The organism is Shewanella sp. ECSMB14102 (assembly GCF_000813075.1).
Taxonomy (GTDB): Bacteria; Pseudomonadota; Gammaproteobacteria; order Enterobacterales; family Shewanellaceae; genus Shewanella; species Shewanella indica.
In genome coordinates, this window is sequence record NZ_JWGX01000050.1 from 19719 (window position 1) to 32077 (window position 12359).

9 protein-coding genes are annotated in these 12359 nt (G+C 52.7%); all 9 read left to right on the plus strand.

The window, feature by feature from the left end:
• Positions 1-67: 67 nt before the first annotated feature.
• The 9 genes from RC73_RS15620 to RC73_RS15660 all read left to right on the plus strand — a co-directional run bounded on the left by RC73_RS15620 (position 68) and on the right by RC73_RS15660 (position 12270).
• On the plus strand, positions 68-1210 hold the full coding sequence (locus RC73_RS15620; RefSeq protein WP_039035545.1) for an HDOD domain-containing protein: 1143 nt from the start codon (positions 68-70) through the stop codon (positions 1208-1210).
• Positions 1211-1247: 37 nt separating this feature from the next.
• Positions 1248-2153: an alpha/beta hydrolase gene (locus RC73_RS15625; RefSeq protein WP_039035523.1), complete on the plus strand. Its 906-nt coding sequence runs from the start codon at positions 1248-1250 to the stop codon at positions 2151-2153.
• Positions 2154-2458: 305 nt separating this feature from the next.
• A complete protein-coding gene (locus RC73_RS15630; RefSeq protein ID WP_039035524.1) occupies positions 2459-3676 on the plus strand; it encodes an aspartate aminotransferase family protein in 1218 nt (405 codons plus the stop codon).
• Positions 3677-3777: 101 nt separating this feature from the next.
• Positions 3778-4797 (plus strand): arginine N-succinyltransferase, encoded by a 1020-nt coding sequence (gene astA, locus RC73_RS15635; RefSeq protein ID WP_039035546.1) that lies wholly within the window; start codon positions 3778-3780, stop codon positions 4795-4797.
• 10 nt (positions 4798-4807) lie between these two features.
• Positions 4808-6268, plus strand: a complete 1461-nt coding sequence (gene astD / locus RC73_RS15640; RefSeq protein WP_039035525.1) for a succinylglutamate-semialdehyde dehydrogenase — start codon at positions 4808-4810, stop codon at positions 6266-6268.
• Positions 6269-6351: 83 nt separating this feature from the next.
• Positions 6352-7152 carry a DUF1338 domain-containing protein gene (locus RC73_RS15645; RefSeq protein ID WP_039035526.1) on the plus strand — a complete coding sequence of 267 codons (801 nt, stop codon included), beginning with the start codon at positions 6352-6354 and terminating at the stop codon, positions 7150-7152.
• A gap of 327 nt (positions 7153-7479) precedes the next feature.
• Positions 7480-7872: a hypothetical protein gene (locus RC73_RS15650; protein WP_039035527.1), complete on the plus strand. Its 393-nt coding sequence runs from the start codon at positions 7480-7482 to the stop codon at positions 7870-7872.
• A 52-nt stretch (positions 7873-7924) separates the two neighbouring features.
• Positions 7925-8788: a hypothetical protein gene (locus tag RC73_RS15655; RefSeq protein WP_052248240.1), complete on the plus strand. Its 864-nt coding sequence runs from the start codon at positions 7925-7927 to the stop codon at positions 8786-8788.
• Between the two features lie 23 nt (positions 8789-8811).
• Entirely contained in the window at positions 8812-12270 is a 3459-nt protein-coding gene (locus RC73_RS15660) for a zinc-dependent metalloprotease (RefSeq protein WP_039035528.1), read from the plus strand.
• The last annotated feature ends 89 nt before the right edge of the window (positions 12271-12359 follow it).

Consider the following 12359-nt stretch of genomic DNA (forward strand, 5'->3'; position numbering starts at 1 on the left):
ATATAACAATAAAGGGACTAACATAAAAAATGGAGCCCGGGTACGGGTGTGGCAGGAAGGTAATAATTTGGCCTTGTCGGTAGCGGGGGGCGTAAAACCCGGAAGTGTAATAGAGATAGAGCAGCGCCTGTATCAGCAGTTGATACTGGGCAAGCAACGCATTGATAGCGGTGGCGATGAGCTTGAACCTGAGCTGGCGGCGGTGGCCTTCAAGCTTGAGGTTGAACGCGAGGCGACTCTGGAGCGGCTCGCGAGGCAGCAACAGGCCAAGGCGCTTTATCAAAGAGTGTCGGTTCAGTTGAACTATACCCTGGCGGCTGAACTCGGCAACCATCTGGCCTCCATCGAAGAGGTGACACGCCTATCAGGCATCACAGATAAACAGATCTTACTGCTGGAGTTATTGCAGCACCCAAGGCTTGATCTGGCACGCCTTCGCCCGGTCGTTGCCGAGCAGAGCTGGTTGGTGAGGGACTTGAGCTCTCTGGTCAACAGCCCCTCATTCAGGGCTCGCAGGCCGCAGAATCTGGATGTGCAATTGACAGACCTCAAGCTGGTGCTCAGCTATATAGGCGTTGAGCACCTGCGGGTATTGATCCCTTACTACACCTGTCGTCATTGGCTGCCCACAGGTCATGCCAGTTTGCTTTGGACTGTGCGCAAGCTATGGCGTTTCTCGCAGGTGCAGGGCATTGCCGCCAGAACCCTGGCCAGGTTGCATGACTTGGATGCTCCAATGCTGTACGCGGTTTCCCTGATGCAACAACTGGGGATCTCAGTGCTGCTCTCCATGAGCACCAAGCTGTTTGAGCAGTTGCGCGGCTCCTGGCTCAGGGAGGCGAGTCGAGACAGGGATAAGGCGCTCTACGATGCCATCGCCCTGTGTGATTTTCCCGCCGCTTTGGTCTATTCCCTGGTCAAGCAGCATGCGCTGTCACTCAATTGGCAACTGCCGACCCAGCTTGGGTTTGCGGATGCGGCCATGGTGACTCTGCTCAAGGAGCGAGACACTGCTCTGGGGTTCAGTCAGTTGTCACCCAATGCGGCAGTGCTGGCTAAAGCCGATTGTTTTGCCAAGTGTTTTTTACTGGAAGAGATGCGGCAACTGGAATTCAGGGACAGACAGATCATGATGGCGTATCATGAGCTCACTGAACAGGAACTCATTCGTCTCAAAGGCCAGAATTACCGCAAACCCGAGCTGCTTTAAGCCGTTGCGGAGCCTGTAGGCCTTCCATGGAGGAGCTATGCCCAGTTGGCAAGCCTCGGTATTGAACCGGTTGTTAACTTATGTGGCGCGGCCGTCGGTCAGTCGCGGCAGTGCCAAAGTACCACTCAGTGCTATTCGCCAGCGCTTATTGGAGATGGATCGTCGCTGGTTGGGCTGGCCGCAGGAGCTTAAGGTCGAGCACTGGCCACTGAGCCACTCGCCGCTCATCCATTACCAGCTGCCGCAGCCAAGAGATGTCAGCCTCTTCTATATTCGCGGCGGTGGTTTCTGTTTCAAGACTCCCCATGCCCATGCCCGTTTCCTGGCCGATATCATGCAGCGCAGTTTGGCAGATTGCTATGTACCTGATTATCGTCTGGCACCTGAGCATCCATTTCCGGCAGCTTGTGATGATGTGCTGGAAGCTTATCGGATGACGCTTGAGCATTGTGACCCGACTCAATTGGTGCTGATGGGCGACTCGGCTGGAGGCAATCTGGCCTTGAGTCTGTTGTTGCAGCTGAAACAACTTGAGTTACCGTTGCCGAGAGCTTGCGTGTTGCTGTCTCCGGCGCTGGATCTCGGCATCACAGGCGACACCGAGCGCATTCTGGCAGCCGACGACCCTCTGTTCACCATTGAATCGCTACTCAGACTCAGAGGCGCGTATCTCGCCGGTAGTAACCCCATGTCTGAGCGGGTCTCGCCGCTTTATGGTTGTTTTAACGATCTGCCGCCCATCTTGCTGCTGGCCGGTACTCGTGAGCTGCTGCTACAGGATGCCGAGCGCCTGCAACAGGCGGTATTACGCGACGGCGGTCGCATAGAAGCCGGTTTCTACCTCAATATGCCCCATGTCTTTCCATTATTTGAACTCTTGCCTGAGGCCATGGAAGCCAGGGGCCAAATCGCTGCTTTTATACGCAATAATCTACTGTTATGATTATCGTTAACTATTCAAAATGTATGAATAGTTAACGAATCCGGTGTCAGTTGAGATTTTTTGTGACTATTTATGCCGTTAAACGGCAGATATTTGCCTGCTTAATTCTCAAACTCAGATCTTTATGCACTTATAGGCCAAGGCATTGCTCCTGCATATTGATCAAACTGGTATTTTGATCACAATTTCGCTAATAATGACACCTAAGCAACACAAGTAAGTGCAGTTTTACTCACAAATAATAAAGATTAACTGCTTAAAACGGTGGCCGACAGAGCCGCCGACAACACAAAGGATGAGAAGGAATGAGTGTAAACATGAATTTGACACGTGCCCAGTTTGATGAAGTCATGGTGCCTAATTATGCACCGTCACCCGTTATCCCGGTTCGTGGCGATGGCAGTCGTGTTTGGGATCAGGAAGGCAAAGAGTATGTCGACTTTGCCGGTGGTATTGCAGTTAACTGTTTGGGCCACTGTCATCCAGCCGCCGTTGAGGCGCTTAAGGCGCAGGGCGAAAAACTCTGGCACTTGTCCAATGTGATGACCAATGAGCCGGCACTGGCATTGGCGACCAAACTGGTTAACGCCACTTTTGCCGACAAGGTCTATTTCGCCAACTCAGGTGCCGAAGCCAATGAAGCGGCCCTGAAACTGGCCCGCCGCTATGCTCTGGACAATTTCGGCGCCGAAAAAGATCAGATTATCGCCTTCGACAAGGCATTCCACGGCAGAACTTTCTTTACCGTCAGTGTCGGTGGTCAGGCCGCCTACTCAGATGGTTTTGGCCCCAAGCCGCAGGGGATCACACACCTGCCATTCAACGATGTTGCCGCATTGGAAGCCGCGGTGTCGGACAAGACCTGTGCCATCATGCTGGAACCGCTGCAGGGTGAGGGCGGTATCATAAACGCCACTCCAGAGTTCCTGGCCAAGGTGCGTGAACTGGCCGACAAGTACAATGCGTTGGTGGTGTTCGATGAAGTGCAAACCGGCGTTGGCCGTACCGGCGAGCTGTATGCCTACATGGGTACAGATATAGTGCCGGACATTCTCACCACTGCCAAGGCCCTGGGCGGCGGTTTCCCCATCGCGGCCATGTTGACCACGGACAAGATTGCCGCTCATCTTAAAGTGGGCACTCATGGTTCCACCTATGGTGGTAACCCTCTGGCCTGTGCCGTCAGCAACGCGGTATTTGATCTGGTCAATACCCCCGAAGTGTTGCAGGGCGTTAAACGCCGTGAGCAACTGCTGCGTGATGGCCTGGAAAAAATCAATGCCAAGTACCAGGTGTTTTCCGAGGTGCGCGGCAAAGGACTGTTGCTCGGCGCCGTGTTGAATGAGCAGTATCAGGGACGCAGCCGTGAGTTTCTGTTGGCCTCGGTCGACAATGGCCTGATGACACTGATGGCCGGTGCCAATGTGGTTCGTTTTACTCCTTCTTTGATCATCCCTGAAAGTGATATTGCCGAGGGTCTGGCACGCTTTGAAAAAGCGGTCGCCAAGGTGGTTGCCGCCTGATCCCCGTGGGCCTTGGCCCACTTAGCGCAATAAACTCACAGCTGCTGTTCTGACGGGCAGGCCCGACGGAGCAGCAACTGTGGATGAGTGGAGATTTAACCATGTTAATCATACGGCCTATCCGAGCCTCAGATTTCCCGGCGCTGCGCTGTATCGCCGAGGAATCGGGCCATGGATTCACCTCGCTGCCGGTCAATGATGAACTGCTGACCCGCAAAATCGCCCGTTCGGAAACCTCTTTCGCCAAGGCGGTGGAAACGCCTTTTGATGAAGGTTACCTCATGGTGCTGGAAGATACAGAGACCCAAGAGGTTGTGGGCACCTGTGGTCTGGAAGCCGCGGTGGGAATGGAAGATGCCTTCTACCATTACCGTCTGGGTACAGAGGTTTATCATTCGTCGCAGATAGAAGTACGTAACGAGGTTGAAACCCTCAGCCTGTGTCATGATTACACAGGTGCCGCCGAGCTCTGCACCCTGTTTCTGAGAGATTCCTACCGCAAGGGCAACAATGGCCGCATGCTGTCACGCAGCCGCTTTCTGTTTTTGGCCCAGCATGCCAATCGATTCGGTGAAACTGTTATCGCCGAGATGCGTGGGGTCAGCGATGAGAACGGTAATTCCCCTTTCTACGGCTGGCTGCAGCAAAACTTCCTCGGCATAGATTTTATTCAGGCCGATTACCTCTCAGGTCTGGGACAGAAGGCTTTTATGGCCGAGATGATGCCCCGCAGCCCTGTCTATGTTTGCCTGTTGCCCGAAGCGGCGCAGAAGGTTATCGGTGAAGTGCACACCAATACACGCCCGGCCTTGAGCCTGTTACAGGCGGAAGGTTTCCGCTGGCGCAACTATGTGGATATTTTTGATGGTGGCCCCACGGTTGAATGCAACCTGGCGGATATTCGCTCCGTGCGCGAGAGTCGCTTACTGACGGTGCGTATCGGTGATATGCCTCAATCAAAGGACAGCTTTATTCTCTCCAACACCCATTTGGCAGACTACCGTGCCGGTTCGGCCAAGCTGGCGCTGACAGACGACAGTGAAGAAGTGATCCTGTCGAGCGAGTTGGCCGCCGCACTCTTGGTGGCAGACGGGCAATCGGTCAGGGTATTGGCAATATAGGAACAGCATAATGACACAATTTATCAAGGGCCAATGGCTCGCTGGCGAAGGCCAGGCAATGAGTTCAAGCAACCCGGCCAACGGTGAAACCCTGTGGCAGGGTAATGCCGCTACTCCGGCTCAAGTAGAAGCTGCCGTTGCAGCCGCCAGAGAGGCACAGTTTGACTGGTTTATGCTCGGTTTTGACGGCCGCCTGCAGGTGATAGAGGCTTATCGCGATCAGCTGGAAGCCCATAAGGCGGAAATCGCCGACACCATAGCGCAGGAAACCGGTAAGCCATTGTGGGAAACGGCCACCGAGGCGGGTGCCATGATAGGCAAAATCGGTCTGTCGGTTGCGGCTTATCACAAGCGTACCGGCGAAACTGAAAATGAACTGCCTGCCGGGCGGGCCGTGCTGAGACATAAGCCCCACGGCGTGGTGGCGGTCTTTGGGCCTTATAACTTCCCAGGCCATCTGCCTAACGGCCATATAGTACCGGCTTTGCTGGCGGGCAACACCGTGGTATTCAAGCCATCGGAACTGACGCCAAAAGTGGCAGAGCTGATGCTCAAGCTGTGGGAGAAAGCCGGTCTGCCAGCCGGGGTTATCAACCTGGTGCAGGGCGAAGTGGAAACCGGCAAGGCGCTGGCTTCACATCCTCAGCTTGATGGTCTGTTCTTTACCGGCAGCTCCCGCACCGGCCACTTGCTGCATCAGCAGTACGCCGGTCATCCGGGCAAGATCCTTGCCCTGGAAATGGGTGGTAACAATCCGCTCATCGTTAAAGGGATCAGTGATATCAAGGCGGCCGTGCACGAAATTATTCAATCTGCCTATATCTCCAGTGGCCAGCGTTGTACCTGTGCCCGTCGTCTCTACATAGAGAAAGGTGAGCAGGGCGATGCTTTGGTTACTGCCCTGGTTGCAGCGGTCAAAGCGATAGCTGTCGGCCCCTGGAATGCCGAACCACAGCCCTTTATGGGCTCGATGATCTCTGAAGCAGCAGCCAAGGGCATGGTCGCGGCGCAGCGTAATCTGCAGAATCTCGGCGGGGTTTCGCTGGTGGAACTGACCCATATTGAGAGCGGTACCGGCCTGGTGTCACCTGGGCTGATTGATGTTACCGAGGTGATTGAACTGCCCGATGAAGAGTATTTTGGGCCCTTGCTGCAACTGGTGCGCTATAGCAGCTTTGATCAGGCGATTTCGCTGGCCAATGATACCCGTTATGGCCTTTCTGCCGGGCTGCTGGCTGATAGCCGTGAAGACTATGACTATTTCCTGGCACGGATTCGTGCCGGCATAGTGAACTGGAATAAGCAGATCACCGGAGCCTCTGGTGCGGCGCCATTCGGCGGCGTCGGGGCATCGGGTAACCACAGAGCCAGCGCCTTCTATGCGGCCGACTATTGTGCTTACCCCGTGGCTTCCATGGAGGCCGATGGTTTGAGTTTGCCACAGGCATTGAGTCCGGGACTTAGCCTCTGACAGTGAAGGGAAGCGCAGTGGCGCTTCCCTTTTTTGAACATACCATTTGCCTTTGGGCAAACTGCATTACACAGGGAATAACCATGCATACAGATATCAATGCGCTGTTCAATGCCATGTGGCAGGACTATATCAAGATGACGCCTTCGGCGGCCAAAGTGCATCAGCTGTTGGGTCAAGGCAAGGCGATTATTAACGACCATATCGCCTTGCGTACATTTAATCTGCCCAAGGTGGGCTTGGATGTGCTGGCGGCCCATTTCGAAGCGCTGGGCTATGTGGCTTGCGGAGATTATCGCTTTGAGCAGAAAAAGCTGGTGGCGAAGCACTTTGAGCATCCGGATCCGACTCAGCTCAAGGTCTTCATTTCCGAGCTGCTGGTGGAAGAGTTCAGCCCAGAGCTGCAACAACGGGTTACCGACTTGGTTGAGCAGATCCCAACCCAGGCTTTGACCGCAGATAACTTTACTTATTCAGGCAGGCATTGGCAGCTTGATTATGGCACCTACCAAGCCCTGCTTGCCGAGAGTGAGTATGCTGCCTGGGTTGCCGCCTTTGGTTATCGTGCCAATCACTTTACCGTGTCTGTGAACCATCTGGCCGAGTTCAGCACCCTGGCCGCTGTCAATACCGCGCTCAAGGAAGCTGGTTTTATCCTCAACAGTGTGGGCGGTGAGATCAAAGGCTCAGCTGAAGTCTTGTTGGAACAGTCGTCCACCATGGCCGACAGAATCCCCGTCGCCTTTGATGACAAGACGGTAGAGATCCCCAGTTGTTTCTATGAATTTGCCCTGCGTTACCCCAAAGCCGATGGTGAACTCTATACCGGTTTTGTTGCGGCTTCGGCAGATAAGATTTTTGAGAGCACTAACGTCAAAGCATAGCATTGCTTAAATTCTTATAAATGGCCTCCTTAATTAGGGAGGCTTTTTTTATAAACAAAACGACATGCTTAATATTTTGATGCCTCAATGTTTTTATTGTGTTTTAAATATGTTTTGTTATTGGTGTTTTGCATGCTTTATTAATTTGTTTTTATGATGTTTTTTATGACGTACACCCAGTTTTTAATCTATTTAGACTAGTCATTAAGTATTGGTGTTGATTGTAAGGTTTTTCATGCCTATGCTTGTTTACATACGTAACAATGTGTATTAAGTGCATTAGTATCAATATCGAGACGCTATTCCACTTGGAACAGCGAAAAAACCATGAACGAGAGAACAAAGTCGAATAATAAATTACTGAGCTTGGTCAAGTTGACCATGCCTTTGCTATTGTTTTTGGCTTTTTCTAATGCAGCGATATCTAATGAATTTGAAGAAGTTAATACACTGATATCTATTGCCAAACAGAACACATCACAGGTAAATCAGCTGGCAATCTATTCTCTTTCCTTGCCTTGTATTATGGCTGTTAAACTGGCAGATAACGCCGTCTTGGCCGAAGTGTTTAAAGCCATAGCAGTCAGTTGGTTTATTTTGTTCTTCTGCGGGCCCCGTATTCCCAACCTGGGTGTCCCGCAACTTTCCTTTGGTTGGATGCCCTATTGGGCGCAATTACTTCTCGAATGGGTAAAACCTATTCGTGGCAGTACCTCTTAGACTGGAATTAGCTCCAGATTAATTCGTTTTAAATAAATTAAGGCTTTTAAATATGAGATCCGGTATCTATCACCGCGATCTGGCCTTGTCACGCATAATAAAAAGTAAAAAAGCAAAGACGATCTTCCCTTTGCTGGGCTTACTATTGCTTGCGGGACAAGCTCAGGCGGTTAATGAGTTTGAACTCAAACAGGAAGAATTCGGCGAATGGACTGCCTATTTCAATGCGTCTTATACCCGCAATGCCTACAGTGAATCGGCTTTCGATGCTTACCGGGCTTATAGCCTGGATGCCAGGGTCGATTACAACAGTGATTGGGGCAGTGTACTGCTGACCTTTGGCGGTGAAAAAGAGACGCTGCACGGTAAGGAGTCGAGCTTTTTTGACCCCTTGTTCGAGTATCGAACGCCACTCTATTCCCTGACCGACACTCTGTCGCTTAAGGGCAGTGTCGGTGTTTATCTGCCGGCGGCGCATTACACCAAGCTGGATAGACTGGAGTATGCCCCCAGAGTGGCGGCTTATCTCTTCTATCGTCCTGAGGGCAACTTCAGCTTCTACCTGTCTCCCAGATACAGGTACAACGCCTACAAGTACAAGACCGCCGGTGAGCGGGTGCTGATTGAACATCAGGTCGATCTGGTGGCCGATGCCTATTGGCAATTTGCCAGTCATTGGTACCTGGATATCAGCGGCCGCTATCGGATGTCGAAGAACTACCGTGGTCGTCGTATGGATGACCAATTCACCTTTGCCCAGGAACTGGGATGGATGCCTGCCGATAGTTGGACACTGGCCATTGGCCATAACAACAGCGGCCGTTTCTACCACCCGGAACTGGGGCCTTCCGAAGGATTTGAGCTGTATAACAAGCGCAGCTCTACCTTCTATTTCTCAGTAACAAAATACTTATAAACTCAATTTATTCAGAGGATTAAATGAAGAAGTCAAGTCTGAGTCTGGCCATAGCTGCCAGTCTGGCACTCGCAGGATGTGGGGCAGGAGAAGAACCATACAAGGAGTTGCCCAAAGATGAGAAACAGATTAGCAGCGACTCGATAGAGAAGGCCGGTGAGCGCCAATATCTCTATATCCGCAGTGTCGGCAAGGCGCCGCGGTATGCCGCTGCCATCCGCGGCTTTAGCCAAGGTGATCCCAAGTTAGTGACCCTGCACAAGACAGAGAATGGCATACAGGTTCGTCAGTTGGATCGGGACGCCATAGGTCTTGGTCATGACAGCCGCTACCAGGAGGGCATCAACCAGGCGCCAGTGCTGACCATCCCCGGTGAATACATAGACTTCAGATGTACCGAAGACAAGTGGCGAGAATGTATCAACGTCGAGCAGGTCAATACCGATGCCAACCTGACCTGGCAGGACAAGCGCTTTTTTGTGCCTGACTTTGCCGACACCAAGATAGCTGAGCTGGGGATCAACGATATCTTTATGTTTGGTGAGTGTGTCACCGAAACTGAATCTCCAAAACTGGTCAATGCCGGAACCTACAAAGGCTATGAAATGGATCTGGACAAGGGGGTGATCAACTTCGAGATTGAACACACCTACCAGGCATCGGGCCAGTGTTTCAATCAGTTCTACGGTGGCAATCTGGATAACCTGTCGTTCACCACTACGGAATTTATCTCCATAGTGGCGCTGGATCAGCTGGCCAGTGAAGATTATCAAGCCATTCCTTACAGCGAGCATGAGAAGGGCACTTTTGGTTTCTTCAACTCCAGTCACAGCTATCGGGACAGAACCGACTCAGAGGGGGTGGATGGCTATGTTCGAACCTACCTGAACCGCTTCAACCCGGCCAAGGGAGAGTTGGTGTACTACTTGTCCAACAACTTCTATGAAGCCAAGAACAAGCCTTTCCTGGATGCGGCTATCGAGTCTGTGACCGCGATGAATATCGCCAACAGTCGTTATCATACCGGCTTGCCACAGATTAAGCTGGAGCAGGCGGGCGATAAACGCCATGGCGATCTGCGTTATAACCATATCACTCTGTTTGATGAACCTCTGGATAACGGTCTGGCCGGTTACGGTCCATCAGCAGCCAACCCACTGACAGGGGAGATTGTCAGCGCCAGGGTTAACCAATACAGCTCCAACCTCAAGCAAGGCGCGGTGCGTTACTATCGGCAACTGATGCTGGATTATAACCGTGGCAAGCTGGATGCGGCTTCGGTCGAAGCGCTCACCGGCGTGCCTTATCAGCAAGCCGTGGTTAAGCCTGCAGCTTTAGCAACATTGGAAACTGCGCCTGCCGCGCTGGACAAGCCTGCCGATGTGATGGTAGCCGCCACTCCGGCTGCTCTGCCACTCAAACCCGCTGAGCAACAGTTCAACGCCTTGGCCGACTTCGATGAAGCCAGCCGTGACTATTGGTCCGAGCATACTTTGATGCATATCGACACTGTGTTTGCCGCAGGCGGTCAGCAAAGAATGTTGCCGACCGGTGTTAAGGACCACAAGATTGATTGGCAGAATGCCGAATTGTGGGCCAATGGTGAAGTTGGCGGTAAGCTGCAGGCATTCGAGAAGCTGAGCCTGGATCTGCAAGATAGCCTGAGCACTGCGCTGGCCGCCCAAGCCTTTGCCGGTACTCTGACCCATGAACTGGGCCATAACTTCGGCCTGAGACACAACTTCGCCGGTAGCCGCGATGGTGACAACACCTTTAGCCAACAGGAAATGGAAACACTGAACCAGGCTTTTGCCGGTGCCGGTTATTCGGAACTGAAAGTGAACGCCGAATTTTCCAGCCAGATGGACTATAACGTTAACCGCTTTGCGACCACTTTTGAGCCCTATGACCTGGCGGCGCTGCGTTTCGGTTATGCCCGTGAAGTTGAAGCCGAAAATGGTGATTTTGTTTCCCTCAAAGAGGAAGATGCCAAGCGTCGTGAGGAGCTGCAAAAGGGCGTGCTCCAGGGCGAGACTCGTTTCGGTGCGCTCTATAACATTGCCCGCGACCACAAGCTGCGCAGCTATGCCTTCTGTACCGACGAGCATGTGTCGCTCAACAGTAACTGTAACCGCAGTGATGCCGGTCAGAACCTGGATGACATTGCCCAGTTCTATATCGACAGATATCAGGACAGCTATGAAACCAGTAACCTGAGACATAACCGTCAGTCCCTTTATGAAGATCACAGCCTGGGTTACACCATTGCCCGCAAGCGCCAGTTTGATGAGATCCGCCAGTTTATCGAAGATGTCAGCTTCCTCGAGGGGATCTTTGACTTGCCGGAAAACTTCTTCGCCAACGACTGCCAGGTGAAAGAAGCAGCTGGCCAGGATACCTGGTATTGTGCCAACCAAAGGGCGATGAACAAGGCGGCCGACCTGTTTCTGCGCCTTGCCGGTGAAAATGATGCCGTGGTAGATGTCACCTTCCGCACTGCAGATGGCCAGGCAGCGCTGAGACAGCAGTACAACTTTGCCAAGTTGCTGGAGCAATATCGTTTCAAGAGCGCCGACATGACCATGAGGTTTGCTCCGGGTGAAGTGATCAGCCGGTTTGCCGACTCTCCAGAAGCGCTGAAGGAACTGATCATCAACTATGGTATCAAGGAAGAGTTCCGGGATATGCTGAGCGCCGATGTTACTTTCGCCGGTCGTTTGCTGAACGGGGTCAAGGCGCCTGAAGGCTCGCCCAACCATCCTTATGTCAACGAGCGAGATGTGCTTGGGGTATGGCCGGACAAACTGTTGGCAGTGCGTGCCTTGGTGAGCCGCACGACTCCGAGATCGACTTCCAGCCGCGGTCACAAGGCGCTGGTGGATCTGCCACAAACCGGCAAGCTGTTCGAAGAGATGCTTTGCCGCATGGCGCTGGGTAATGGCCCGGATCTGGTCAGCAATGGCAAGCCTTTGTTTGCCGATGCCTGTAACAGCAGCCCTGAGCTGGAAACGTATCTGCCTTACTACAGCGATTTTGCCAGCCAGAGCATAGAGCCTCTGCCCAATTATGACCGCACAGTATCACGCTTCTTTGGTTTTGATACAGTCAATGGTCAACCCAAAGGCAAGAGCAACCTGCTGCAGATGATGCTGAGACAAGTGGTGTTGGCCTCGGTCGACAGCGACTATCAGGGTGAGCAAAAGGCCAGGGTATGGCGTGAATATGTCGGTATTCATCAGGCTGCCCCTGGGCTGGATATGCAGGCCCAAGTGTCCCTGAACGGTAAAATCTATGCCGCCACCGCCGAGAACAAGTTGGCGCTGGCGCTGATTGCCCGCATCAAAGAAGTGCAGCAGTTTATCGCCTCGGCTTCTCCTGAACTGTTGGCGCAGCAGCTCAAGGGCGGCACTGTGGGTGAGATACTCAATGGTCAACTGAGCCGTGATCGTTTGGCTCTGAGCTACCTGCCTGTGCTTGATTGAGCCAAGGTCTGACAGCTTGATAGCAAAGAGCCCAGCCTAGGCTGGGTTCTTTATTTTTGTTTCAGTGGCTCTTTGAGGTGTCAGGCTAA

What these genes read in the sequence shown, in the direction of transcription:
- RC73_RS15625 (WP_039035523.1), top strand. Translation starts at nt 1,248, where the DNA reads ATGCCCAGTTGGCAAGCCTCGGTATTGAACCGGTTGTTAACTTATGTG.
- RC73_RS15630 (WP_039035524.1), top strand. Translation starts at nt 2,459, where the DNA reads ATGAGTGTAAACATGAATTTGACACGTGCCCAGTTTGATGAAGTCATG.
- astA (WP_039035546.1), top strand. Translation starts at nt 3,778, where the DNA reads ATGTTAATCATACGGCCTATCCGAGCCTCAGATTTCCCGGCGCTGCGC.
- astD (WP_039035525.1), top strand. Translation starts at nt 4,808, where the DNA reads ATGACACAATTTATCAAGGGCCAATGGCTCGCTGGCGAAGGCCAGGCA.
- RC73_RS15645 (WP_039035526.1), top strand. Translation starts at nt 6,352, where the DNA reads ATGCATACAGATATCAATGCGCTGTTCAATGCCATGTGGCAGGACTAT.
- RC73_RS15650 (WP_039035527.1), top strand. Translation starts at nt 7,480, where the DNA reads ATGAACGAGAGAACAAAGTCGAATAATAAATTACTGAGCTTGGTCAAG.
- RC73_RS15655 (WP_052248240.1), top strand. Translation starts at nt 7,925, where the DNA reads ATGAGATCCGGTATCTATCACCGCGATCTGGCCTTGTCACGCATAATA.
- RC73_RS15660 (WP_039035528.1), top strand. Translation starts at nt 8,812, where the DNA reads ATGAAGAAGTCAAGTCTGAGTCTGGCCATAGCTGCCAGTCTGGCACTC.